This is a genomic window from Thalassospira xiamenensis M-5 = DSM 17429 (assembly GCF_000300235.2).
Classification (GTDB): Bacteria; Pseudomonadota; Alphaproteobacteria; order Rhodospirillales; family Thalassospiraceae; genus Thalassospira; species Thalassospira xiamenensis.
In genome coordinates, this window is sequence record NZ_CP004388.1 from 3,844,357 (window position 1) to 3,869,291 (window position 24,935).

Here is a 24,935-nt window from a genome sequence, read left to right on the forward strand (position 1 = left end):
GTTTCCCGCCCTGTTTCAGTCCTGCGACAAAAACAGATCAGGCCAACCCGCACATGCAGATTGGCCTGACTGGACTGCGACATTCGGATCAGTATTCATCCGCTGCCGATATGGGATTGCCTAAACCGCGTGCGATATTACCACGCACGATAAGGCAGGAATTTGCCATCAAGGGTCACAACAACACGATCCCCCTTCGGATCGGCCTTGCGTTCGATATACATTTCGTAATCAATCGCGCTCATGATGCCATCACCGAACTTCTCATGGATGATTTCTTTGATCGTTTCGCCGTAAACGCCCATGATTTCATAAATGCGGTAAACCGCCGGATCGGTCGGCACCGCCTGTTCCCAGATTTTCATCGGGCATTCCTGCAACACGGCGGATGCCTCCGCCGGAAGCTCCAGCAGCGCCACCAGCATATCGGCCTTTTCCTTGGGCGCGGAATTCATGCCAAGGCAGACCGAGGTGGTCCAGACCGGGGACATGCCGATCTTGCTGGCGATTTCTTCCCAGCCAAGGCCCTTGGCTTTTTTGGACGTAATGATCAGTTCTTTCACATCTGCTTTTTTCACAGCTTTTCTCCACTTCACTGTCTGTGTCGTTACGAATTAGTCGGCACCATTCACCACCCGCGCACGCGCAGGTGTTTCCCCGGCACCTTTGTTGGATTTATTGGCGACCGGCCCGTTCAGGCCAAAACGGATGACGTTCGGTTCGGAAACGCCATCCTCGTCGCGTTTTCCGGCCAGTTCGCGGGACCGTTTGGCGAGGAATTCGACCAGATGGTTGCGAATGTCGTAATAGTCGGGATGATGGATGATATCGGCGCGGACACGCGGGCGTTCGATATCGACCTGAACCGATTCCGCGACCCGCGCATAGGGGCCGTTGGTCATCAGAAGGATGCGGTCGGCAAGAAGGATCGCCTCGTCCACATCATGGGTGATCATGAAAACGGTCTGATCCGACCCGGCCCAGATGCGGATCAATTCATCCTGAATGCTGCCCCGCGTCAGGGCATCAAGCGCCCCAAACGGTTCATCCAGCAACAGCAATTCCGGCTGAATGGCAAAGGCCCGCGCAATCGAAACGCGCTGACGCATACCACCTGATAATTGCGATGGCTTGCGAAGCTCCGCCCCGCCGGTCAAGCCCACCATTTCCAGATATTTGATCGAATGATCATGGACCTGCTTCTTGGTCCAGTTGCGATGACGCGCCTGCACGGCAAAGGTCACGTTTTTAAGCGCGGATAACCACGGCAACAGGGAATAGTTCTGAAACACGATGCCGCGATCAAGACTTGGCCCCGATACTTCCTTGCCATTCATGATCACCGCGCCGTCGGTCGGCTCGTCCAGCCCGGCAAGGATATTAAGGATCGTCGATTTGCCGCAGCCCGAATGACCGATGATGCAGACAAATTCGCCCTTTTCGATGCCAAGATTGACGTTTTCAAACACGGTTAACGGATCGGAGCCCTTGGGGCCGGGAAACCGTTTGCTTAGTCCCTGTACGCTCAGGAAGGGTGTTGGCATGGTGCTTTTCCTTATTCCTGGTACTGCACAAGACGGGCGCAATAGGCGAACGCCGTATCAAGAAGCATGCCGACAAGGCCGATCATCAGGATCGAAAAGATCACACTGGTCAGATCCAGATTGTTCCATTCGTTCCAGACGTAATAGCCAATGCCGGTACCCCCCACGAGCATCTCGGCGGCCACAATCACCAGCCACGCAATCCCGATGGAAATCCGCATCCCGGTCAGGATGGTCGGTGCCGCCGCCGGAAGAATGACGATCCACGCGGTTTTAAGCGTGCCAAGCTCATGGGTGCGCGCGACATTGACCCAATCCTTGCGCACACCGGCAACGCCAAAGGCGGTATTGATCAGCATCGGCCAGATCGAACAGATAAAGATCACAAAGATCGCCGATGCCTGACTGTCCTGAATGACAAACAGCGCAAGCGGCATCCACGCCAGCGGCGAGATCGGGCGAAGGATCTGGATGAACGGATCAAGTGCCCGATACATCAATGGCGACATACCGATCAGGAACCCGGCCGGAATGGCAATTGCCGCGGCCAGAAAATAGCCCGACAGCACGCGATAAAGCGAATAACCGATCTGAATGCCAATCCCCTTGTCGTTGGGACCGGCATCATAGAAAGGGTTGGAAAGTTCTTCCCACGCCTTGACGAATACCGCAGATGGCGGCGGCACGGCGGCCTTTGGCTCCGCCCCGCCCATCAGGATTTCATATTCTGTCAGTTCACTGCCCAGTTTCTGCTGGGGGCTGGCGGCCTCCCATATTCCAAGAAGAACCGCCAGCAAAACAGCAGACAACAGCAGCGCCCTGGCATTCAGGGATGCGATCATATCAGCTTACCCCTTTGCCAATCGGGAAGCTGTTGACATAGGCCTCGGGCTGATCAGGATCGAACACTTTGCCCATGATCGTGTATTTCTGATAGGTGCTGTCTGGCGCTTCATAGCCAAGGTCCTTCATGATCTTGGCGCAATCGCTCGCGACATAGACTTCTTCGGCGATTTTCTTGTAATCGACATCGCCGTCGATATAGCCCCAGCGCTTCATCTGCGTCAGAATCCACACCCCCATCGAATGCCATGGGAACGGATCGAAATCGATGCGATCCGGCACGTTTTTGACCTCGCCCAGACCATCGGCATACCGCCCGGTAAGCACCTGCTCGATGACCGGCACCGGCTGGTTCAGATAGTTGGTCGGTGCGATTGCGGCCGAAATTTCCTTGCGGTTTTCCGGCTTGGATGCGTATTGCGTCGCATCGACAATCGATTTCAGAAGCGCGCCATAGGTATTGGGCATTTCATCGGCAAATGCCTTGGAACAGGCAAACGCACAGCACGGATGACCTTCCCAGATATCCTTGGTCAGGGTGTGGATGAAACCGATTTTTTCCCAGACGGCACGCTGGTTGAACGGATCGGGCGACAGATAGCCATCAAGGTTACCCGCACGCAGGTTTGCGACCATTTCGGGCGGCGGAACGACACGGATCTGGATGTCTTTATCCGGATCAAGGCCATGTTCGGCGACGTAATAACGCAGCAGGAAGTTGTGCATCGAATATTCGAACGGCACACCGAACTTGAAGCCCTTCCACTGTTTCGGATCGCGTTTATCAAGGTGGTCGTTATGCAGGACAATCGCCTGCCCGTTGATGTTTTCAACCGCCGGCATCAGGAACGGGGTCGCGGTCGACCCGGCCCCCATGGTGATGGCAAGCGGCATCGGGGTCAGCATATGCGACGCGTCATATTCATTATTCAATGACTTGTCGCGTGCAACCGCCCAGCCCGCGGTTTTGATCACATCAACATCAAGACCGTATTTCTCATAAAAGCCCATCGGCTGGGCCATGATGATCGGGGTCGCACAGGTGATCGGAACAAAACCGATATTAAGCTTGGTCTTTTCCGGCGTGCCCAGATCATCAAGGATGGCCGCCTTGACCTTATCAAGCGGCAGGACGGATGCCAGTGCCGCCATCATCGTGCCGCTACCAACCATTTTGGCAAAGGAACGACGTGAAATCTCGTTATGCCCGAAGACAGAGCGGACCACCGCACTTTCAATCGCGCGATCCAGCATTTCCTCGCTGCTGGCAAGCTTGCCAGACGGTGACGCCGCGCCATCCGCGACCATGTCGCTATGTGCAGGCATCGATGCCAGATCGTATGTGTCTTCGTGATGGTCATGACCGGCATGGTGATGTTTGCCGGTTGCGCAAGCCTCGCAGCCGCACGATTTGCTATGCCGCAGATCGCTTTCGCCACTGAATGGATCGCCCAGACTTTTGATAGACATGTGGTCACCCCCTGTTTTGTTTACGCCGCCCGTCAGGCGACACCGATATTCGGGGTGATAACAGCAACCGGCGTGCCAGATTTGTGCGGCGCGACAAACTCTAGGGAAAGACTGGACTTTGGCCCGAAACAGGCGCAATCTCAGGCCATACGAAATTTCGTAATTTACGATATTTCGTAACCATATTTACGAAATATCGTAGGCCGATCACGATGGATCAGATTGCAAACCCGCCACCCCCAACGGTTTCGGACGCCCTGTATCAACAGGCCCTTGCATCGCATATTCATCCGACTTTGCTGGTGCATCCGCAAAGTGATCGCATCATGTTTGCCAATCAGGCGGCGGCGCATTTGCTGGGCCGCAGCATTACGGACCTTAAATCCACCGCCATGAGCAGCCTGCACAAGGGACAGGTGCCAAGCCTTGTGGTGTTCAGTCAGGCGGCCCTTTATCACGGTTTTGCCTGGACACGGGGCCTGAACCTGATGCATGCGGATGGCACCGAAATCCGGCTTGAACACGAAGCCCGCGCCCTGCATTGGGAGGGCGCGGATTACCTGATCATCATCCTTTGTGATCTCGATGCCCGCCACCGCCGCGACGTTGATGCAGAGGCCGATAATTACCTGCGCGAAGGCATTGCCGAATGGCGGCGCGCCGAACGTTTCTTCCGTGAAATCGAACGCGAAAACCAGTTGATACTGGGTGCGGCGGGCGAAGGCATTTACGGGGTCAACAGCGACGGCGTCACCACCTTTGTCAATCCCGCCGCCGAACGCATGCTGGGCTGGACGGCCGAGGAACTGGTGGGCAAGGAAATCCATTCGATCATCCACCATTCGCATGTCAATGGCGATCCCTACCACGCCGAACATTGCCCGATTTACAATGCGTTTCGCGAAGGCATCGTTCGGCGCGTTGACGACGAAGTCTTCTGGCGCAGCGACGGCAAACCGATCCGGGTTGAATATACCTCCACCCCGATCCGCGATCATGGGCTGGTGATTGGTGCTGTGATCGTGTTTCGCGATATCACCGAACGCAAAATTGCCGAGGAAAAGCTGCATGCCGCCCTGGCCGAGGTTGATCGCCTTCGCGAAAGGCTGGAACTTGAAAACGCCTATCTGCAGGAAGAAATCCTCTCAACCAACAACCACCATGAAATCATCGGCCAGTCCGAGGCGATCAACAGTGCACTTAAACAGATCGATCTGGTCGCACCCACCGATGCCAACGTCCTGATCACCGGGGAATCGGGGACCGGCAAGGAACTGATCGCGCGCGCCATCCATCAGGCAAGCCACCGGCGCGACCGCGTTCTGGTGCGCGTAAACTGTGCCGCCATCCCCCATGAACTGTTCGAAAGCGAGTTTTTCGGCCATGTCCGCGGTGCCTTTACCGGCGCTGTGCGCGACCGCGTCGGCCGGTTCGAACTGGCCGATGGCGGCACACTGTTTCTGGACGAGGTCGGTGAAATTCCGCTGGAGCTACAGGGCAAGCTTTTGCGTGTTTTGCAGGATCAGAAATTCGAACGCATCGGCGAGGAACGCACCCGCGAGGTCAATGTCCGCCTGCTGGCCGCAACCAACCGCGATCTCAAGGAAGAAGTCCGGCTCGGCCGCTTCCGCGAAGACCTGTATTTCCGCCTCAATGTATTTCCCATCGAATGTCGGCCGCTGCGCGAACGGCCCGACGATATCCCGCCATTGGCGACACATTTCCTGCGCAATATCTGCCAGCGGCTGAACATCCCGCAACTGACCCTGACCAACGGGCAGGTCAGAAGCCTGATGAAATATGACTGGCCGGGCAATGCGCGCGAACTTGAAAACATTATCGAACGTGCTGCCATTCTGGCCCGTGATGGTAAACTGAATTTTGACCTGCCCGAACCCAATCGCCGCGAAACCGACCCCGGCAATGCCGACCCCGCGCGTGATCAGATAAACCACGCATCCGCAATCCTCACCGAAGATGACCGGCGCAAACGTGAATATGACAATATCATCCGCGCCCTTGAAACCACACGCGGCCGGATTTTTGGCCCCGATGGCGCGGCGGCCCTTTTGAATGTAAAGCCGACAACACTGGCATCGCGGATCAAAAAGCTTCGGATTGACCGGCGCGATTTCACGCCATCCGGCCAGCAATAGGAACCAGTCATCAGAAATCGCAAAGATTTTTCGATCTGCGACCTTGCCCCCGCCCGCAGTTTGACGCAGCATGTCGCCCCGCCCGGCACATTACCACCGCAAGGGCGGCACAAAGGAGTAGTCCGGTATGGCTGGATTTTTACAGATTGGCGTTCTGATCGCGATGGCCGCGGTCGCGGTTATTCTGGTTCTTGGCATCGTCACCATGGCGCGCGGCAAGGATGCCAGAAAATCCAACAAGCTGATGCAGCTTCGCGTGCTCGTACAGGGGATCGCCCTTTTGCTGCTGGTCATCCTGTCCTTCATGGCGCTTGGCAAATAAGCCCGCCGAAGGTCTAGCCTCAGAAAGTCACGTCTCAGAATAATGGAATTCAAGATGGTTCAACTGACCCGCATCTACACCAAATCCGGCGACAAGGGTAAAACCGCCCTTGGCAATGGCACCCGCGTTGCCAAAAACGATGTCCGCGTTGCGGCCTATGGCACGGTGGACGAAACCAATGCGGTGATCGGGGTTGCCCGCCTGCATGCGACCGGTGACGCTGATGCCATGCTGGCCCGGATCCAGAACGATCTTTTTGATCTTGGGGCTGATCTGTGCACGCCGGGTGACGGCAGCGACGATAACCCGGAACGCCCGGCCCTTCGCATTACGGCCACGCAAACCGAACGGCTTGAGGCCGAAATCGATGCGATCAATGCCGATCTGGACCCGCTGACATCCTTTGTCCTGCCCGGCGGCAGCGCCCTTTCCGCCCAGCTTCATGTCGCGCGCACCGTATCGCGCCGCGCCGAACGGCTGATTGTGGAGCTCTCGGGAATCGAGGCAATCAACCCCGAAGCGGTGCGTTACATCAACCGCCTGTCGGACCATATGTTCGTTCTGGCCCGTCATGCCAATAATGGCGGCAAGGACGATATCCTGTGGCAACCCGGCCTGACCCGCTAGGCAAATATTCGAATAAATCCCTGTCTTTTCGGGGGCTGGTTGCCTATCAATGCCGCCAGATACTTCAGAATTTCAGTAAAGAGGTTATCGTTAACGTTAACCTCTTTACGTAAATTGACAAGCCCCGTAGCACCCCCTATTGTGCATCGCGGGGAAAACAGTAACATCGGGCCCCGCTACGGACTGCCCCGGCAGAACGCAGCAAGCCTATAGCTTCGACAACAAAAACGAACAGGTCTGTCATGAAGGTTCTTGTCGCCGTTAAGCGCGTTGTGGATTACAACGTCAAGATCCGTGTCAAACAGGACCAGTCTGGCGTTGAATTGAACAACGTCAAAATGTCCATGAACCCGTTTGACGAAATCGCCGTTGAAGAGGCCGTCCGCCTCAAGGAAGCCGGCACCGCGACCGAAGTGGTCGCCGTATCGCTGGGTGTGAAACAGTGTCAGGAAACACTGCGTACCGCCCTTGCCATGGGTGCCGATCGCGGCATTCTGGTCGAAACCGACGACGAACTGCAACCGCTTGCCGTTGCCAAACTTCTCAAGGAAGTCGTTGCCAAGGAAAGCCCGGATCTCGTGATCCTCGGCAAACAGGCCATTGATGACGACGCCAACCAGACCGGTCAGATGCTGGCCGCCCTTCTGGACTGGCCGCAGGGCACATTCGCGTCCAAGGTCGCCGTTGCCGATGGCAAGCTTGACGTCACCCGCGAAGTCGATGGTGGCCTTGAAACCATCAAGATCGATCTTCCGGCCATCGTCACCACCGACCTTCGCCTGAACGAGCCGCGCTATGCGTCGCTTCCCAACATCATGAAGGCCAAGAAAAAGCCGCTTGATACGTTAAGCCCGGCTGATCTTGGTGTCGACACCGCGCCGCGCCTGAAAACCCTGAAAGTGACGGAACCACCGGCACGTCAGGCAGGTGTGAAAGTTGCCAGCGTCGCCGAGCTTGTCGACAAGCTTCGCAACGAAGCCAAAGTGATTTAAGCGGGGGCCGATCAAATGAGCATTCTTGTTATTGCCGAACACGACAATACCGAACTGAAGGGCGCAACGCTCAATACCGTTGCCGCCGCACAGAAAATCGGTGGCGACATCACCATTCTGGTCGCGGGCGAAAACTGCCGTGCGGTTGCAGATGCGGCCGCAAAGGTTGCGGACGTCTCGAAGGTTCTGGTTGCCGATAACGCGGCCTATGGCCATTTCCTGGCCGAAAACATGGCGGGTCTGGTCAATGAACTGGCCGGTGATTACAGCCACGTTCTGGTCGCCGCCTCGACCACGGGCAAAAACTTCATGCCCCGCGTTGCAGCACTAAAAGACGTCGCACAGATTTCCGACATCACCGATGTCGAAAGTGCCGATACGTTCGTCCGTCCGATCTATGCCGGAAACGCGATGGCAACCGTTCAGTCGTCCGACAGCCTGAAACTGATCACGGTCCGTACCACGGGCTTTGATCCGGTCGCGGCCGAAGGCGGTTCCGCAACCATCGAAGATATCGCAACTGCGAAAGATGCCGGAAAATCCGCTTTTGTCAGTCAGGAACTGACCGAGTCGGAACGTCCGGAACTGACCGCAGCCAGCGTTATCATCTCTGGCGGTCGCGGTATGGGCTCGGGCGAGAACTTCCACCTGATCGAACCGATTGCCGATAAACTCGGCGCTGCCATTGGTGCTTCGCGCGCCGCCGTCGACGCGGGATACGCCCCGAACGACTGGCAGGTCGGCCAGACCGGCAAAGTTGTTGCACCGCAGCTATACATTGCGGTAGGCATTTCAGGTGCGATTCAGCACCTTGCCGGCATGAAGGACAGTAAGGTCATTGTTGCGATCAACAAGGACGAAGAAGCACCGATCTTCTCGGTTGCCGATTACGGTCTTGTCGCGGACCTGTTCGAGGCCCTTCCCGCATTGGCGAGCGAACTCGACAAATAATCAGATCCCATCTAGGGTCAGAACAATCTAAAGAACGTTGTTCTGACCTTGTTTTGACCCTTGGGGATGAGTGGGGAACAAATGGCTTCGCTTGAAGATATCAAGACCATTGGCGTAATCGGCGCCGGTCAGATGGGCAATGGCATTGCTCATGTGATTGCACTTGCCGACTACGACGTCCGACTGCTTGACGTATCGGCAGAGGCGCTCGACAAGGCGCTTGGCCTGATTGGCAAGAACATGGATCGTCAGGTCAAGAAAGACCTGATCACCGAACAACAGAAAGAAGCAGCCCTCGCCCGGATTACCACGGGTACGGAATACAGCTTCCTGTCTGACTGCGATCTCGTGATCGAGGCCGCAACCGAAAACGAAGAAACCAAGAAACAGATTTTCAAGGCTCTGTGTCCGGTTCTGGGCCCCGAGGCCATCATTGCGACGAACACCTCGTCCATTTCGGTGACGCGTCTGGCATCCTATACTGACCGCCCGTCGAAATTCATGGGCATGCACTTCATGAATCCGGTGCCGCTGATGAAGCTGGTCGAACTGATCCGCGGCATTGCCACGGACGAGCCGACCTATCGCACCATTCATGAATTGACCAAAAAACTGGGCAAAGACACGGCAAGTGCCGAAGATTTCCCGGCCTTCATCGTCAACCGCATTCTGCTGCCGATGATCAACGAGGCGATCTATACGCTTTACGAAGGTGTCGGCAATGTCCGGTCCATCGATGATGCCATGCGCCTTGGCGCAAACCATCCGATGGGGCCGCTGCAACTGGCCGATTTCATTGGTCTGGATACCTGCCTGTCGATCATGCATGTCCTGCATGATGGCTTGGCCGATACCAAATATCGTCCCTGCCCGCTTCTGGTCAAATATGTCGAAGCCGGCTGGCTTGGCCGCAAGGTCGGCCGCGGCTTCTATGACTATAGCGGTGACGAGCCGGTTCCGACCCGCTAATCATTGCCAGGTTACGCATTCAAGGGCCATCGCATCGCTGCGGTGGCCTTTTTGCATTGGATTGATGATTTAACCAACGTGCAAAGCTTTTGATCTTTCGATCAGAAATTGCCCTGCTATGATGACGGCCAAGTAACCAAGACCAAAAAAAGAGTCCAGGTCAGGACCCAGGAGGCCGTCCCACATGTTTCTCGGAATAGATGTCGGCACATCTGCCGTTAAAGCGCTTCTGATGGATGAACATTCGCTCACCGTCGCCGAAACCGATGTGCCCCTGACGCTGAGCAACCCCAAACCATTCTGGAGCGAACAGCACCCCGATGACTGGTGGGCTGCGACCTGCACGGCGCTGGATCAGTTGAAATCATCCAACCCCAAAGCCCTTGCCGCGGTTCGGGCCATCGGCCTGTCCGGCCAGATGCACGGGGCGGTGATCCTTGATGCCGATGATAAACCGCTCCGCCCGGCGATCCTGTGGAATGACGGCCGGGCCAAGGCCGAATGCGATGAATTGCAGGCCGCCCTGCCCGATCTGCCATCGCGGGCCGGTGTGGTTGCCATGCCCGGCATGACCGCGCCCAAACTGATGTGGCTGCGCAAACACGAACCCGAAATCTTTGCCCGAATCAAAACCGTCCTGCTGCCCAAGGATTACATCCGTTTCTGCCTGACCGGCGAAAAGGTCACCGAAATGTCGGATGCCGCCGGTACGCTCTGGCTTGATGAAGAAAGCCGCAGCTGGAATTTTGACGCCATTGCCGCAACCGGCATGGATATCGCCCAACTACCCCGCCTTGCCGAAGGAAGCGACCCCACAGGCCATCTGCGCGGTGAACTGGCCGCGCGCTGGGACATGAAGCCGACCGTGATTGTCGCCGGTGGTGGCGGCGATGCCGCGACCGGTGGCATCGGTGTCGGCGCGGTCAGCCATGGCGACGGCTTCATTTCGCTTGGCACCTCGTCACAGATTTTCGTGGCATCGGACCGTTATCGCCCGAAACCCCACGAACTTCTGCACAGCTTCGCCCATGCCGTGCCGCAGCACTGGTTCCAGATGGCCGTACTGCTTAACGGGGCAAGCTGCCTTTTGTGGGCGGCAAACCTGTTGGGGGAAAAGGATATCGGCGCATTGCTGCAACGGACCGAAGCCGGGCATAAGGCCCCGTCGGATGTTGTGTTCCTGCCCTACCTTAATGGCGAACGGACCCCGCATAACGATCCCTATGCACGCGGCGTGTTCTTTGGCCTTGGCAGTGACACATCGCGCGAAACAATGGTGCAATCGGTACTCGAAGGGGTCGGTTTTGCCCTTCTGGACGGGCAATCGCGCCTGCATGCCGCCGGAACGCATTGCGAATTGCCCGGTGTCATTGGCGGCGGCGCGCGCAGCCGATACTGGATTCAACTGATATCCGACATCATGGGATGTCCGCTTGCCCGATACGAAGGGGCGGCCAAGGGCCCGGCATTTGGCGCGGCCCGTCTGGGGCGGCTGGCACTTGATCACGAAACGGTCGAGGATGTCTGCCAGAAACCGGTCATTCAGGAAGTGATCGAACCCGATATGCGCAAACATGCCGATTATCAGCCGCGATTTGCCAAATTCAGACGAATCTATGCTGCCCTGCGCGATGAATTCCAACCTGTCTGAATACGTCATCAGACCATACCGATTCCCTTACCTGACCGGCCTTTCAGCGGTGTGATGCATTTCACCTGAAATGTTGCATCCGGGTTCTTTAAACACCTGAAAAGATGCCAATATCAGTAAAAGGTATTAGAAATTTTCTAATCGGATAGTCCATGACCATTGCCATCGTCGGAAGTTCCAATATCGATTTTGCCGCCCGCGTTGCCCAATTGCCCAAACCCGGCCAAACCGTATCGGCCAAGGATTACATGACCGGCCCGGGCGGAAAGGGATGCAATCAGGCGATTGCCGTTGCACGACTGGGGCAAATGCCTGTTTTCATTTCCAAAATCGGCAATGATGTTCTGGGACGCAGCCTGATCGATACCCTGAACGCCGAAGGCTTTGACACCAACCAGCTGATCCAGTCGGCCGACGCCCAGACCGGAACCGCCCTGATATCCATCGACGATGCTGGCGAAAACATCATCACGGTGGCCGGTGGGGCAAACATGACCATGAGCCGGGCCGACATCCGCGAAAAACAGGTGTTTCTGGAACATTGCAATTATCTGCTGGTGCAGCTCGAATGCCCGGTTGTTGCCATTGCCTGCGCAATGAAATACGCCCGCGAAGCTGGCGCAACCATCATCCTTGATCCGGCACCGGTGCCCGACCGGGTTGTTTTGCGCGATCTGATGGAACTGACCGACATCGTCACCCCGAATATCAATGAATGTTCTGCCATGACCGGCATTCACCCCGACAATGATGAAACCGCCCACGCGGCCGCATCAAAACTGCACGAAATGGGCGCGCGTATCGTGGTGATCAAAATGGGATCAAGGGGCGCATTTTATTCCGACGGCGACCAGTCGGGCAGGGTCGAACCCTTTGACGTTGCCGCAATTGATACGGTTGCCGCGGGGGATTGCTTTAATGGCGGGCTGGCCGTTGCCCTGCATGACGGACGACCATTGCGTGATGCCGTCCGGTTTGCCTGTGCGACCGGGGCATTGGCGACCACGCGCTATGGTGCTGCCGACGCCGCCCCGACCCTTGATCAGGTACTATCACTGATGGAAAGTGCTGATTGATCCCAATCAGGACGCGGCATCAATCAGATTGTTGAAATAGTCGATAACCCCGTCGGCATCCCATTTGGCCGTGCCTTCCAGTTTGCCGATAACCTGCCCGTTGGCATCGATCACGAAACTGGTCGGAAGGCCGCGCGCGCCAAAGGCCCGTGCGGTTGCCCCGCGCGGATCAAGCACGACATCAAGATGGCCGATTCCGTTTTCATCAAAGAATTCCTGCACGATTTCCGCCCCACCGCGATCCTGACTAAGCGCCAGAACACGGAACGGCTTGCCATCCATTTTCGCCGCCAGTCGATCAAGATCGGGCATTTCTTCAATGCAGGGTGCGCACCATGTCGCCCAAAGATTGACCAGAATAACCTTTCCTTTCAGGTTCTTAAGGTCACTTTCGCTGCCATCGGCCTCGATGAAAACCGCCTTTTCCGGCAGGCTTGAGCCCTCAGGCACCGTCTCCATTTTCGAAAGTTCTTGCGGCAATTGCGTATCTGCAAAGGCAGGGCTTGCATAAATGGCCGATATGGCGACAATCACGCCCAGTTTTACGTAACGAAGCAATGCCTTCACAATACTCACCTTTCCAACGCTTGCGGATCACAATGACCGATCAAAACGCCACCGACCAGAAAAATGCCAACGCCCTGTGGGGAGGCCGCTTTGAAGCGGGCCCGTCCGCCATCATGGAAGAAATCAATGCTTCCATCGGCTTTGACAAACGCCTGTACGCCCAGGACATTCAGGGTTCCAAAGCCCATTGCGCCATGCTGGTCAAGCAGAAGATCATCCCCGCAGAAGATGGCGACAAAATAGTCGCGGGTCTAGACCAGATCCTTCAGGAAATCGAAAACGGCACATTCACCTTCTCGGCTGCCCTTGAAGACATCCACATGAATGTCGAAAGCCGCCTGCGTGATCTGATCGGGCCTGCGGCCGGTCGCCTGCATACCGCGCGCTCCCGCAATGATCAGGTCGCAACCGATTTCAAACTCTGGGTCCGCGACGTGGCACTGGCCGATCTTGAAGCCGGGCTCAAGGGCCTTCAGGAAGCCCTGATCGAACAGGCCGGCACCCATGCCGAAACCATCATGCCGGGCTTTACCCACCTTCAGGCGGCCCAGCCAGTCACCTTTGGCCATCATCTTCTGGCCTATGTCGAAATGTTTGGCCGGGATCGTGGCCGCGTTGCCGATTGCCGCACACGCGCCAATGAAAACCCGCTGGGTTCGGCGGCCCTTGCCGGAACGCCCTATCCGATTGACCGTCACATGACGGCATCATCGCTTGGCTTTGATCGTCCGACCGCGAACTCGCTCGATGCGGTGTCGGATCGTGACTTTGCGCTGGAATATCTGAACGCGGCCTCAATCACCGCCATGCATCTGTCGCGCCTGGCCGAGGAAATGGTGATCTGGTGTTCCGCACAGTTCAAATTTATCGGCATGTCGGACAAATTTTCGACCGGCTCGTCGATCATGCCGCAGAAACGCAACCCCGATGCTGCCGAACTGATCCGCTCCAAGATCGGCCGTATCGTTGGCTGCTATAATTCGCTGATGCTGTCGATGAAGGGGCTGCCGCTGGCCTATTCCAAGGACATGCAGGAAGACAAGGAACCGGTATTCGAAGCCCACGACCATCTGGGTCTTTGTGTCGCCGCCATGACCGGCATGATTGCCGACATGAAGGTGCATAAGGACAACATGCGTGCTGCCGCCGGGGCCGGTTACACCACCGCAACCGATCTGGCCGACTGGCTGGTGGCCGAACTGGGCATGCCGTTCCGCGACGCCCATCACGTGGTCGGTGCGACCGTGAAACTGGCCGAAGGCAAGGGGTGTGATCTCGATCAGCTTTCGCTCGAAGACCTTCAGGGGATCGAACCCAAAATCACCAAGGCCGTTTACGATGTCCTGACCGTCGAGGCATCGGTCAGCGCCCGTCAAAGCTTTGGCGGCACCGCGCCGGTCCGCGTCAGGGAACAGGTCGCAGCGGCAAAGGAAAGGTTCCTGAAATGAGCAACCCGATCTTCAAACGCAGCACAGTGATCGTACTGGCGGTGATGCTGGGCCTGTCTGTTGCCGCGTGTGGCAAAAAAGGCCCGCTTGAACCACCGACCGACGAAGGCCGCAACTATCCACGGACATATCCGGCACAATGAACCATTTTGAATATATTGATGGCGTCCTTCACGCCGAAGGCGTTTCCATCCCCGAGCTTGCCGAAAAAGTCGGCACGCCGTTCTATTGCTATTCCACCGCCACCCTTGAACGTCACTATCACGTTTATGCCAGTGCGTTTGACGGGCTTGATGCCACGGTTTGCTACGCCATCAAGGCGAACTCCAATCAGGCTGTGCTGAAAACGCTGGCCAAACTGGGGGCCGGGGCCGATGTGGTTTCGGTTGGCGAAATGCGCCGTGCCCTACGCGCCGGTGTCGCCCCGGGCAAAGTCATTTTTTCCGGCGTTGGCAAGGCCGATGCCGAAATGCGCGAAGCCCTTGATGCCGATATCGCCCAGATCAATGTCGAAAGCATCCCGGAACTCGAAGAACTCAACCGGGTTGCCCTCGACATGGGCAAAAAGGCCCGCATCGCGATCCGCATCAACCCGCATGTCGATGCCAAAACCCACGAAAAGATCGCCACCGGCAAGGCCGAAAACAAATTCGGCATCGACTGGACCCGCGCGATCGAGGTTTACCGCATGGCCGCCGCCATGGACGGCATCGACGTGACCGGCATTGCCATGCATATCGGATCGCAACTGACCGATCTTGCACCGTTCCGCGAAGCCTTCACCCGTCTTGCCGATCTGGTCGAAAAGCTTCGGGCCGAAGGCATCAATATCCGCAATCTTGATCTTGGTGGCGGGCTTGGCATTGCCTATCAGGGCGAAACACCGCCCCTGCCCGATGCCTATGGCCAGATGGTGCGCGAAACCGTCGGGCACCTTGGCTGTCACATCACGCTCGAACCGGGCCGCCTGATTGCGGGCAATGCCGGTGTGATGATTTCGCGCGTCATGTATATCAAGGATGGCGAGGCCAAACGCTTTGTCATTCTCGATGCCGCGATGAACGATCTGATCCGGCCAACCCTTTACAACGCCTATCACGAAATCATCCCGGTCGATGAACAGGGTGAAGGCGACAAACAGGCAACCGTCGATATCGTCGGCCCGGTCTGCGAAACCGGCGACACCTTCGGCAAGGACCGCAAACTTCCCGATGACCTTAAACCGGGCGATCTGGTCGCCGTCATGTCGGCGGGTGCCTATGGTGCAGTGATGTCATCGACCTACAACACACGCGCCCTGACGCCGGAAGTCCTGGTCAAGGGCGATGAATTCGCCATCGTCCGCCCACGTCAGTCGATTGACGAACTGATCGGTCTGGACCGTATTCCCGACTGGCTGGACTGACCCGGACCGGAATATGCAAACTAACCGGCAATATATTGCCGGTTAGTTTGACGGGGAGCTTGGCCTGTATCAGTATTCGCTATGTTTGAGGCGATATAGGCCGTCAAGATCGGGGTACGCAGATGAGGCGTGGTTATCGGTATTTGTTGCTCTATCTTGACGCATGACTTGGACCGTTGCGGTCATGCCAGCCACCAGTTCTATGCTGGCAGGGATTTTGTCAATTTTGATGCGAACAGGGATCCGTTGGGCAAGACGAACCCATGAAAATGTTGTGGCGACATTGGGGAGGCCGAGATGCCCCGGTGTGTCATTGCTGTTTTCTATGCCGCGGCCAATGCTTTCAACATGACCAAATGCCGGTTGGTCAAAACCCATCAGCTGTATCGATATGGGCGCCCCAATATGAATCCGGCCTATCTTCGTTTCTTCAAAGTATCCGGTGACCCAGAAGCTGGAGGCATCGATGACGGAAATTTTTGTTATACCTGCCGTCGCATAATCGCCTGGGCGGAGCTTTAGATTGGTTACATAGCCGTCAACTGTTGAACGGATTGTCGATCGGGCGAGGTTGAGTTTGGCCAGATCGAGGGAGGCCTGCGCCGATTGATAGGCCGCGCTGGCAACTGCTGCGGCACCATTCGCTTGCTGAATGGCTTCCCGGGATGCGAAATCCTTTAATTGGCGCTGTCGCCGGGCGGTTGCCTGCCGGACAATCATGTCCTGTTGTTTTGCTTCGACATCTGCTTTGGCCAGGGCTACAGCCAGTTCAAGGCGTTCTGGCTCTATCTGATATAGAACGTCGCCCTGTTTTACATATTGGTTATCCGCAACGGAAACAGAACGGATCGTGCCGGAGACTTCCGGGGCGATCTGTACGACATCAACGCCAACGCGGGCGTCTCGGGTCCAGAGTGTTTTGTCATAATGGCTCCAAGCCTTGAACGCGACAAAGGCCGATGCAGCGACCAGACAAAGAGTAACGATGTAGCGGCCGACGAGAGAAATAACAGTTTTCACGGTAAAAATCCGTTTAATGGCAGGTATAGCGTGAGCAGACCGTAAATGGTGATAAAGAGGGCGAGCTCGATGAGCGGTCTGTAGGTAAAGATGCGGGATAAGCGGGTAGCGAACAGCAAGCGTATGGTTGCGATGGTTCCGACCAGTGCCATAGCGGCGAGAACCACCAAGCCGGGAATCAGAACTCCCCAGAAATTGACATCCTGGGTCATGATACGGGTTTTCCCGCCTGCGAAAGGGGCGCTGCACCCAGAGCAGAGCAAAGCAAAGGTCAATGAGCAGATCGCGTATTTGTGTCCGGTTTTTCTTTGGGCCTTGTGTGCTAATCGCCATCACAGTCGCGATGTGCTGGTTAAGCGGCACAGGGTCATGGTTCTTTGTCGGCTTTCTGGCATTGACATAGTTTGCGGTTGCCAAAAGAAGGTCCTTTATCGGGGCTCTTGCTTCGAACGGAAGCAGGGGGATCATCTTGTGGAGCCGACCTGCGACATGGCCGATGCGAAGATGATGCAGCGTGTCGTCCAGGACAGAGCTATAGGCCTTGCCGGATGCCCGAAGTTTGGGCTGCAACAGTGCTGTCCGGTCTATCATCAGGCTGATCCAGCGCGCTTCGTTGGGGGCATGGCCCAATGCGCGGCGTCCGATATCCCGTCGACTAAGGTCGAGCAGTCTTTTGATCGCAGTGTCAGCGCGAACTGTTTGAAACATGGACATGCTTAGTGCCCCGAAGTTTACGGCGACCAAGACTGCAATCGAGATATTGAGCGAGGCAGCAAAGTCACCTGAATAATTGGTGCCGAGGCCTGACAGGATTGGAATGGTCAGGGCAATGCCAAGGGCGGTCATCATGGTGGGCAAGCGTGCCTGAAGGGAGCCCGCGAGCAGGAAAGCCGGTGCGAGAACTGCTACAAGAACGGCGAAATCCGTGACCTGCGGCAGGATGAAGAAACTGTAAAATAGGCTGAAGGCGATGCCATACAATGTGCCAATGGTATATTTGACAACAAAGGGCACCGGCGTATCGAAATTGCCAAACAGGGTGCAACAGACACCGAGAACGGAAACAGCGGTTCCCCCTTCTGTCCAGCCTGACCATATCCAGAATGCACAGCCGCATAAAATGCCCGTAATGGCGCCAAGTGCAGCACGCGCGGCCATCTGGGGGTCCCGGTGATAAACATAGCCCCTGGCATGTTTGGGACCATGCAGCGATCTTGTGTTCCGAAGAGGATTGATAAGAGTTGCACTGAACTTCAATTGCTTGCAGTCATGAAGCAGGCCGATCATCTCGGCAAGATGGCCGGCAAGGTTCGCACCAACCAAATCTACCGAAGATGCCTTTTCTTTCGCCAATTGTTTTTGCACGGTTCGTGCATGCGCGATCAGATCAAACGTTGCGTCGCTCTCATCGGCGATATCTGCGAGTGTGCACCATGTCCTGACATCATCGATCAGGCGGGTAAGTTCGGCAGGGGCAAAGTCGCCATCATGACGCAGAAAATGAATGCGTTCTTCGATTTCTGTCGTGAGCAGAAGCAACCGCGCCAGGCGATCATGAATAAGACGCAGAATTCTGCGATGGGGTATGACAGGTGCCGGATCATAAGGCAGATGGGTGGCCAGATCCTGAAGCGTCAGCAGGTCAAGCGAGAGCTGTTTACGGTCGCTACGGTTTTCTTCTGGCGTGCCATTTAGCGCATCCTTGGCCAGTTGATGCGCATTCTGCATTGTTGTAGCAAGTTTACCGGTAAATAGGCCCGTCATGCGTTTGGGCAGGACATAACGATGTATCAGTACGGCACAGAGAATGCCGATGGAAATTTCCTGCACGCGCAAGGATGCGATGTCGAAAACCGCACCGGGATCAAGGACGCTGGGGAAGCCGATCAGGCTTGCGGTGTAGCCTGCAAGAACGAAGGCATAGGCGCGGGGCGTACGATCAAGCAGCGAAAAGAACAGGCACAAACCAATCCAGCCAGAGAGGATGAGGCTGCATAAAATCGGTTCATTCGCAAAGTTCGGGACGATGGCTACGGTTGCGATAGCCCCGATGAAGGTGCCTGCAAAGCGATATACACCCCGGCTAAGGGATGCACCGGCAGAGGTTTGCGAGACGATATACACCGTTATGATCGCCCAGAACGGGCGGGGCAGCCCGATCCGGAGCGAAATGTAATAGGCCAGCATCGCCGCAATGAAGGTTTTGGCGGAAAATAGGATTGCGTTTGCATCAATCTTCAGGGTGGGAGAACAAAAGAAGTTTATTCCAATTTTTATGGCCTGGGTCAAAAGGGACCTCCTGGAGCGTGTTGTCCTCAATGCCCGCAATTGTGAATGATTTGCAAAAACTAATAAATTCGATATTATGACATAAAATCACTAAAAACTGCCATTCTCATGACGGAATTACGATCTGCTGTTTCTGTTTTTGATCCTGACCTCATACCTGTGCCTGCACTCGCCTATAAGCTGGATTTCTCGGACCACGCTGGTGAAGTACCTTTGCATGTGCATCGCAAAGGGCAGTTGATTTTGGCCTTGCGCGGGGCTGTTACCTGTCGCGCAGGTAACGAGCTTTGGGTGGTGCCACCCAATTGCGGGGTTTGGATTCCGGGTGATGTGCCGCATAGCGCGCGTGCCACGGCGAACGCATGTCTTAATTATCTGTTTGTCGCGCCAGGGGCGGCTGATTTGCCTGCGACCTGTTGTACGTTGTCGATCTCACCGATGATCCGCGAAATGATTGATCGGCTCGCCCGGGATTGCTGTGCGTATCCGCCCGATAGCCATGCGGCGCGGCTTGCGCGTGTCATGCTTGATGAATTGGCCGACATGCCGCGAGAGCGTTTTAATCTGCCAATTTCCAATCATCCAAAAATTAAGCTGATGGCAGATGCCTTGACGCTCGACCCTGCTGATCGCACCACGCTGAAGGATTGGGCCAGGCATGTCGCGATGAGCGAGCGATCTCTCGCCCGTTTGATTGTGCAGGAAACGGGTCTTACCTTTGGGCGCTGGCGACAGCAACTGCATCTGGTTGTTGCCCTGCGGGAGCTGGCCAGTGGTGAGGCGGTGCAGAATGTTGCAGGTGCGCTGGGATATGAGTCCGTGAATGCCTTTATCACAATGTTCAAAAAAGCCCTGGGTAGCACACCAGCTCAGTATTTTGCTCAAAACAGGGATGTCTAGTTATTGTGCCAGAAAAAGAAAGTTCGGTTTCGGAGCTGATAAGAGTATCGGTAACCAGACACCGCGTCGCAAAAATATCGGCGGGAAAGAAAGGTCAGAGCGAACTCATTTCACTCAAATGAACTTGCTCTGCCAATTCTAATTTTATGTGTCGCGTTTCCATTTTTATGCGTCAATTCACACAATGACAGGATAGGAACGCCAAACTCTGGAAGCACGGCAACAGACGGCCCCAACCACTGGCTTACCGCGCGCTCCGGCCACGACCACCGAACCCGGGTCGGACCTCGGACCTCTGCCAGCCTGACCAATGGACGGCTCGCCGACCGCCCGCACCCTCGTTGCCCGCTTCGGCAAAATTCAGCAATGCCGTGACCTCAGAAGCCGAGACACAACTCGGGCCTCCAGCAGCCATCTTCGACGGACAATCAATCGGGCTCTTTGCTGCCTCGATCACCGTCTAGCCACGGCGACAACCTACTACCCCGACGTTCAGACACACCTCGGGCCGCTGCCATTTTCACCGGCAGACGGACTTCGGGCGCACTTGCCCCCAACCTGTCCACCACCGACGGGCCACAATCCGATGCCGTCATCGCTGCCATTGCTGCCGCTTCCGGCAAATCCGGGGTCCCTTCCCCGATAAGACGCACCTCTCCCGTCATGACAAATAAGGGTGTTCGAAACCTGTTAGAACCGGCGCAAAATGCCGCCGTAATGGCTCCGCCATCCGCCGATGAGCATCCTGCGGAGTGCCCCGCCGCCCTGCCTCAATCCTTGCCGCTGCATCCTGATCACCTCTTTGATCCCGCCCCAAAACGCAAAAACCCGCAAGGCACAAGGCCTCGCGGGTTTCGGTCCGGGTGCATTTCTCCCGTTGACTTTGTCCTTATGCCACAACAAAAAGAACAAATCAAGAACTTTCTGAAAAAACTTTATATACCGCCAAAATCCGCCCCATTCGGGCCGGTTTTTATTTTGGCTCACGCGCGATCCTGACTTGACCCGCCACGTCAAAGCCCCAAACTTAGATTAGGGTCTTGCAAGACCCAGCTGGCGTCACATGTCCCGGACACGGGGCGATTGCAGGGGCCGAAATTCGATATGTCGATCATACCACCCAATCCCCGACTGGAACGTCATCTGCGCCTGGCGCGGATGATCATGTCGTGGGAACGGGTATGGCCGCGGCTGATCCCGCCTTTGACAATCGTGATGCTGATTGCCGGTCTAACCCTGACCGGTACGTTTGAAATGCTGCCCGCGACCGGGCATATCATTTTGCTTTCGATCCTCTCGGTTACCGGACTTGTCGCCATCATCCTGCCGTGGCGTCATTTCACATGGCCCAATCGCCGTGCTGTCCTGCAAAGGATCGAACAGGAAAACGGCCTTGAAAACAACCCGCTGCAAAGCCTTGAAGACCATATCGAAGATCGCGACGACCCACTGACCAGCTATCTGTGGCAAAAACAGTTGCAACGCCACGAGGCAATGCTGAACCATCTGCATCTGCCCCGTCCGGTGCCGTCCCTTGCCAGGGTGGATCGATACGGGTTGGTCATCTTGCCCGTATTGCTTCTGAGCGTTGGCCTGTTTGCCGGTCACGACCGCATGAGCGAGCGGTTTTACAAGGCATTCAGCCCGCTGCAACGGCTGGGTGCTGCTGATTTCAGCACGACATTGTGGGTGACCCCCCCGGCCTATACCGGACAAATCCCGCGCGTCCTGCGGTTCGAGCAGGTTAAAGGCCAGCAAAAGCAGGATGATGGCGGCTCTGACGCATCCAGCGCCATTGATGTCGACGTGCCTGTCGGGTCGACACTGGCCGGCAGCATCGGCAGTGTCTGGCAACCGACCCTGCATACGCCGACCGGTGAACGCGACATTTCCGAAAGCAGCGACAACAGCTATGTCCTCTCGACCGCACTTGATCAGGCCGGACCATGGCGCATTTCGGTGTGGGGCACGGATCGGCTGACCCTTAATGTCAATCTGGTTGCCGATAAACCGCCCGCACTTTCATTTGCAAGCCCGCCTTCGATTACCCGGCGCGAACATATCCGGCTGGACTACGTTGCGACCGATGATTACGGCATGAAAAACCTTGAACTGGTTATCACGCCCGCAACCGACGGCGTTGGTCACGAACAGTTTGGCGCCATCGACACTATCCGTATCGATCTGTCTGGTGGTGACACCCCGGGTGGTCCGGCCGCCATGCCGACACGGATCGAAGGCCCCCGTTTCATTGATCTGGTATCCCATCCATGGGCGGGGCTTCCGGTTAATCTGCAACTGGTTTCGCTCGACAACGCCGGACAAAATGGCGAAAGCGACATACGTTCAATCATTCTGCCCGAACGTGAATTCACCCATCCCGTGGCGAAAAAACTGATCACGATCCGCCGCGGATTGCTGCGCTATCCCGACAAGGCACTTGAAATGCGCAACGCCCTTATGCCTGTCATTTATGCCCCGCAGGCATTTAACGGCCATATCGGCATTTTTCTTGCACTTTCCGTGACAGAGGCACGACTTTCGGCCCATCTGCGTGATCGCGACATCCATCAGGACGTGGCCGGTTTGCTTTGGCACATCGCCGAAGAGATCGAACGCGGCAGCTATGGCATGGCCGAACGCAATCTGATGGAGGCTGAGGAACGGCTGCTGGATGCCCTTGCCAACCCGGACGTGACCGAAACCGAAATCGCCGATCTGATCGAAAACTATCGCCGCGCCCTTAACGAATATATGGCCGCCCTCGCCCGCGAGGCACCGCAGAATCAGCAAAACCAGCAACAGGGCCCCGCCGCCATCCTTGAACAGCAGGACCTGTCACGTATCGTCGATCAGATCGAAGCACTCATGCAGGCTGGTGCGCGTGATCAGGCGCGCGCCCTGATCGACCGCCTGCGCGAACTGGTCGAAAACATGCAGGTCACATCGGGCGACGGCGGGGCCGATATCACATCCACCTTGCGCGAAATGCTTGATGGCATTCGCGATCTTGCCCGCCGACAACAGGATCTGATGAATCAGGGGGATAATCCCTCAAGCCCCGGCGGCAATGGCAACCGCGCCCGGCAGCAGCAAAATCTTGCCGGGGACGCACAGAGCCTGACCAACAATTCCGGCTTTGGCCAGTTTGGCAATCTCAGCGGCATAGAAACCGCGATAGAGGCCATGCAACGCGCCGCAGACGCCCTTGACCACAATCGCGCCCACGAAGCCCTGCAACAACAGGGGCTGGCCATGGAAGCCCTGCAACAGGGTATTGGCGAGCTAAGCCGTGCTCTTGAAGGTTTAAGCCAGATGATGCCGATGCTTGATGAACTTCAGGGGTCGGGCAATCGTGATCCGCTTGGTCGGCCGGTGGGCGGCGATGGCACCACCGTCATCCCCGAAGTCGACACGCTTGAACGGGCATGGCGCATCTTGCAGGAACTGCGCCGCCGATCCGGCGACCCGGACCGCCCGGTGATCGAACAGGAATATATTGATCGCTTGCTGAAACGGTTCTAAAGGCCGGTCAAAAGGACGACACAGATAAAACAAAAGGGCAGCGACGGATCGCTGCCCTTGTCATTTTCAGATCAAACCGGTCAGGGTTCGACCGCCTCGCGCGGGTCAAGGAATGTGACCTGCAAACGGGTTGCTGTCGGGTTCGGACGACGGATTTTGGTTTCGACCGTCATGGTTTCGCCAACCGGCAGCATCTGGGCTTCCATCGGCATGTCCGCCCCGCCCTGCACCGCACTTTCGTCATAGATCAGCGGCACTTTTTTGCGCTGAACCACACGATCCAGCGGATCGAGAAGCTCAATCAACAAATAGGGCAACGCCCGGTCGATCTCATCGATATTGACGATCTCGGCGCGAACGACAAGAACATCAACCCCGTCTTCCTCTTCGCGAGTCGGCGGCAATTCACGAATATCAAGGCCTTCGCCAACATGGGGCACATCAAGCCCGACCATGTCATAGACCTTGGCAATCGGCGGCCACAGATTGATCAGGATATCTTTGGCAAAATATCCGCCCGCACCAATCCCGCCAAGGATCAGGAAGAACAGGATCCAGCCAATCACACCCTTTTTCGATTTCGCAGGCGGTTTCGGATTGTTGCGAATCAGCTGCTGCGGGATGGGGGGCGGATCGGGAATTTTGTCCGCATCCTCGAAACCGGGATCAACCTGACCTGGCATCTGATCGGCATTGAAATCGGCACCAAGCGCGCCATCCTGATCGAAAGGCGGCGGCAGCTTGTTTTCCTGCGCTGGCGACGGGGTTTTCATTCCCGGCGGGTCCTGATGCCAGCTATTGCCGCAGTTTTTGCAGCGTACGGTTCTGCCCTTTGGGCCGATCGCCTCTGTTTTCACAGAGTATTTTTTTGAACAATCTGGGCAAGTAATGATCATTGCAAACCTGGCATCTCGATGTCAGCGGCATGAAACCCGGGGCACGGCCATAACCTGAGTGATTTCCGACGATCCCCCGAATTCGCCGGTGTAGGGCAGAACCTACACTATATGTAAATAGCGGCGATTTAACAGACTGTTAAGCACAGATAACTGAAGCTGCCCCAATTTGGATGGCACAGCATTGCACATATGGTGCTTAGATGACATCCGAAGAACTGTTTAAGTCGTCATATTTTCGGCCAATCTATAATGATACCCAATTTGGGATCAGCCAGATCGGA

The 24,935-nt window shown here is 56.3% G+C and carries 21 protein-coding genes; 13 read left to right on the forward strand and 8 right to left on the reverse strand.

The features are described 5' to 3' along the window. Window positions 1-137: 137 nt before the first annotated feature. The 4 genes from cynS to TH3_RS17905 are packed head-to-tail and all read right to left on the reverse strand — an operon-like array spanning window position 138 to window position 3,857. Window positions 138-578, reverse strand: a complete 441-nt coding sequence (gene cynS, locus TH3_RS17890; RefSeq protein ID WP_007092354.1) for a cyanase — start codon at window positions 576-578, stop codon at window positions 138-140. Between the two features lie 36 nt (window positions 579-614). Beyond that, complete coding sequence (locus TH3_RS17895; RefSeq protein ID WP_007092353.1) at window positions 615-1,544, reverse strand: ABC transporter ATP-binding protein; 930 nt, start codon at window positions 1,542-1,544, stop codon at window positions 615-617. Between the two features lie 11 nt (window positions 1,545-1,555). Beyond that, window positions 1,556-2,386, reverse strand: a complete 831-nt coding sequence (gene ntrB, locus TH3_RS17900; protein ID WP_007092352.1) for a nitrate ABC transporter permease — start codon at window positions 2,384-2,386, stop codon at window positions 1,556-1,558. A 1-nt stretch (window position 2,387) separates the two neighbouring features. After that, on the reverse strand, window positions 2,388-3,857 hold the full coding sequence (locus TH3_RS17905; protein WP_007092351.1) for a CmpA/NrtA family ABC transporter substrate-binding protein: 1,470 nt from the start codon (window positions 3,855-3,857) through the stop codon (window positions 2,388-2,390). A 212-nt stretch (window positions 3,858-4,069) separates the two neighbouring features. On the opposite strand from TH3_RS17905, the gene TH3_RS17910 reads away from it, so the two are divergent. From TH3_RS17910 to rbsK, 8 genes are all read left to right on the forward strand, one after another. After that, window positions 4,070-6,013, forward strand: a complete 1,944-nt coding sequence (locus TH3_RS17910; protein WP_007092350.1) for a sigma 54-interacting transcriptional regulator — start codon at window positions 4,070-4,072, stop codon at window positions 6,011-6,013. A 127-nt stretch (window positions 6,014-6,140) separates the two neighbouring features. Beyond that, the gene (locus TH3_RS17915; protein WP_007092349.1) at window positions 6,141-6,335 is read left to right on the forward strand and encodes a twin transmembrane helix small protein; all 195 of its coding nucleotides are present in this window, start codon (window positions 6,141-6,143) and stop codon (window positions 6,333-6,335) included. 54 nt (window positions 6,336-6,389) lie between these two features. After that, window positions 6,390-6,962 carry a cob(I)yrinic acid a,c-diamide adenosyltransferase gene (locus TH3_RS17920; protein ID WP_007092348.1) on the forward strand — a complete coding sequence of 191 codons (573 nt, stop codon included), beginning with the start codon at window positions 6,390-6,392 and terminating at the stop codon, window positions 6,960-6,962. Window positions 6,963-7,204: 242 nt separating this feature from the next. After that, the gene (locus TH3_RS17925) at window positions 7,205-7,954 is read left to right on the forward strand and encodes an electron transfer flavoprotein subunit beta/FixA family protein (RefSeq protein WP_037987118.1); all 750 of its coding nucleotides are present in this window, start codon (window positions 7,205-7,207) and stop codon (window positions 7,952-7,954) included. 15 nt (window positions 7,955-7,969) lie between these two features. Continuing rightward, the gene (locus TH3_RS17930) at window positions 7,970-8,905 is read left to right on the forward strand and encodes an electron transfer flavoprotein subunit alpha/FixB family protein (RefSeq protein WP_007092021.1); all 936 of its coding nucleotides are present in this window, start codon (window positions 7,970-7,972) and stop codon (window positions 8,903-8,905) included. An 81-nt stretch (window positions 8,906-8,986) separates the two neighbouring features. After that, complete coding sequence (locus TH3_RS17935) at window positions 8,987-9,874, forward strand: 3-hydroxybutyryl-CoA dehydrogenase (protein WP_007092020.1); 888 nt, start codon at window positions 8,987-8,989, stop codon at window positions 9,872-9,874. 184 nt (window positions 9,875-10,058) lie between these two features. After that, a complete protein-coding gene (xylB, locus tag TH3_RS17940; protein WP_007092019.1) occupies window positions 10,059-11,525 on the forward strand; it encodes a xylulokinase in 1,467 nt (488 codons plus the stop codon). Window positions 11,526-11,677: 152 nt separating this feature from the next. Beyond that, window positions 11,678-12,601, forward strand: a complete 924-nt coding sequence (gene rbsK, locus TH3_RS17945) for a ribokinase (RefSeq protein ID WP_007092018.1) — start codon at window positions 11,678-11,680, stop codon at window positions 12,599-12,601. A gap of 6 nt (window positions 12,602-12,607) precedes the next feature. Here rbsK and TH3_RS17950 read toward each other — a convergent pair whose 3' ends face one another. Beyond that, window positions 12,608-13,168, reverse strand: coding sequence for a TlpA disulfide reductase family protein (locus tag TH3_RS17950; protein ID WP_007092017.1), 561 nt, complete (start codon window positions 13,166-13,168; stop codon window positions 12,608-12,610). 32 nt (window positions 13,169-13,200) lie between these two features. Here TH3_RS17950 and argH point away from each other — a divergent pair, with 32 nt between their 5' ends. The 3 genes from argH to lysA are packed head-to-tail and all read left to right on the forward strand — an operon-like array spanning window position 13,201 to window position 16,021. After that, the gene (gene argH / locus TH3_RS17955; protein WP_007092016.1) at window positions 13,201-14,616 is read left to right on the forward strand and encodes an argininosuccinate lyase; all 1,416 of its coding nucleotides are present in this window, start codon (window positions 13,201-13,203) and stop codon (window positions 14,614-14,616) included. Further along, the gene (lptM, locus tag TH3_RS22910) at window positions 14,613-14,759 is read left to right on the forward strand and encodes an LPS translocon maturation chaperone LptM (protein ID WP_007092015.1); all 147 of its coding nucleotides are present in this window, start codon (window positions 14,613-14,615) and stop codon (window positions 14,757-14,759) included. The genes argH and lptM overlap by 4 nt, the downstream gene beginning before the upstream one ends. Continuing rightward, window positions 14,756-16,021 carry a diaminopimelate decarboxylase gene (gene lysA / locus TH3_RS17960; protein WP_007092014.1) on the forward strand — a complete coding sequence of 422 codons (1,266 nt, stop codon included), beginning with the start codon at window positions 14,756-14,758 and terminating at the stop codon, window positions 16,019-16,021. Before lptM ends, lysA begins: the two co-directional genes overlap by 4 nt. Window positions 16,022-16,090: 69 nt before the next feature. Here the strand turns inward: lysA and TH3_RS23615 are convergent, their stop codons facing one another. After that, window positions 16,091-19,330 carry an efflux RND transporter periplasmic adaptor subunit gene (locus TH3_RS23615; RefSeq protein ID WP_007092013.1) on the reverse strand — a complete coding sequence of 1,080 codons (3,240 nt, stop codon included), beginning with the start codon at window positions 19,328-19,330 and terminating at the stop codon, window positions 16,091-16,093. Window positions 19,331-19,438: 108 nt separating this feature from the next. On the opposite strand from TH3_RS23615, the gene TH3_RS17970 reads away from it, so the two are divergent. Then, window positions 19,439-20,230, forward strand: a complete 792-nt coding sequence (locus tag TH3_RS17970; protein ID WP_040060160.1) for an AraC family transcriptional regulator — start codon at window positions 19,439-19,441, stop codon at window positions 20,228-20,230. A 428-nt stretch (window positions 20,231-20,658) separates the two neighbouring features. On the opposite strand, the gene TH3_RS23100 is transcribed toward TH3_RS17970, so the two are convergent. Continuing rightward, window positions 20,659-20,835 (reverse strand): hypothetical protein, encoded by a 177-nt coding sequence (locus tag TH3_RS23100; protein ID WP_167710588.1) that lies wholly within the window; start codon window positions 20,833-20,835, stop codon window positions 20,659-20,661. 499 nt (window positions 20,836-21,334) lie between these two features. On the opposite strand from TH3_RS23100, the gene TH3_RS17980 reads away from it, so the two are divergent. After that, window positions 21,335-23,755, forward strand: a complete 2,421-nt coding sequence (locus tag TH3_RS17980) for a DUF4175 domain-containing protein (RefSeq protein ID WP_040060162.1) — start codon at window positions 21,335-21,337, stop codon at window positions 23,753-23,755. A gap of 80 nt (window positions 23,756-23,835) precedes the next feature. Here TH3_RS17980 and TH3_RS17985 read toward each other — a convergent pair whose 3' ends face one another. Continuing rightward, the gene (locus tag TH3_RS17985; RefSeq protein WP_074624793.1) at window positions 23,836-24,651 is read right to left on the reverse strand and encodes a DUF3426 domain-containing protein; all 816 of its coding nucleotides are present in this window, start codon (window positions 24,649-24,651) and stop codon (window positions 23,836-23,838) included. Window positions 24,652-24,935 lie beyond the last annotated feature (284 nt).

Bases quoted from the DNA above. Each gene is read 5' to 3' on its own strand.
- TH3_RS17895 (WP_007092353.1), bottom strand. From the start codon at position 1,544: ATGCCAACACCCTTCCTGAGCGTACAGGGACTAAGCAAACGGTTTCCC.
- ntrB (WP_007092352.1), bottom strand. From the start codon at position 2,386: ATGATCGCATCCCTGAATGCCAGGGCGCTGCTGTTGTCTGCTGTTTTG.
- TH3_RS17905 (WP_007092351.1), bottom strand. From the start codon at position 3,857: ATGTCTATCAAAAGTCTGGGCGATCCATTCAGTGGCGAAAGCGATCTG.
- TH3_RS17910 (WP_007092350.1), top strand. From the start codon at position 4,070: ATGGATCAGATTGCAAACCCGCCACCCCCAACGGTTTCGGACGCCCTG.
- TH3_RS17915 (WP_007092349.1), top strand. From the start codon at position 6,141: ATGGCTGGATTTTTACAGATTGGCGTTCTGATCGCGATGGCCGCGGTC.
- TH3_RS17920 (WP_007092348.1), top strand. From the start codon at position 6,390: ATGGTTCAACTGACCCGCATCTACACCAAATCCGGCGACAAGGGTAAA.
- TH3_RS17925 (WP_037987118.1), top strand. From the start codon at position 7,205: ATGAAGGTTCTTGTCGCCGTTAAGCGCGTTGTGGATTACAACGTCAAG.
- TH3_RS17930 (WP_007092021.1), top strand. From the start codon at position 7,970: ATGAGCATTCTTGTTATTGCCGAACACGACAATACCGAACTGAAGGGC.
- TH3_RS17935 (WP_007092020.1), top strand. From the start codon at position 8,987: ATGGCTTCGCTTGAAGATATCAAGACCATTGGCGTAATCGGCGCCGGT.
- xylB (WP_007092019.1), top strand. From the start codon at position 10,059: ATGTTTCTCGGAATAGATGTCGGCACATCTGCCGTTAAAGCGCTTCTG.
- rbsK (WP_007092018.1), top strand. From the start codon at position 11,678: ATGACCATTGCCATCGTCGGAAGTTCCAATATCGATTTTGCCGCCCGC.
- argH (WP_007092016.1), top strand. From the start codon at position 13,201: ATGACCGATCAAAACGCCACCGACCAGAAAAATGCCAACGCCCTGTGG.
- lptM (WP_007092015.1), top strand. From the start codon at position 14,613: ATGAGCAACCCGATCTTCAAACGCAGCACAGTGATCGTACTGGCGGTG.
- lysA (WP_007092014.1), top strand. From the start codon at position 14,756: ATGAACCATTTTGAATATATTGATGGCGTCCTTCACGCCGAAGGCGTT.
- TH3_RS17970 (WP_040060160.1), top strand. From the start codon at position 19,439: ATGACGGAATTACGATCTGCTGTTTCTGTTTTTGATCCTGACCTCATA.
- TH3_RS23100 (WP_167710588.1), bottom strand. From the start codon at position 20,835: ATGGCAGCGATGACGGCATCGGATTGTGGCCCGTCGGTGGTGGACAGG.
- TH3_RS17980 (WP_040060162.1), top strand. From the start codon at position 21,335: ATGTCGATCATACCACCCAATCCCCGACTGGAACGTCATCTGCGCCTG.
- TH3_RS17985 (WP_074624793.1), bottom strand. From the start codon at position 24,651: ATGATCATTACTTGCCCAGATTGTTCAAAAAAATACTCTGTGAAAACA.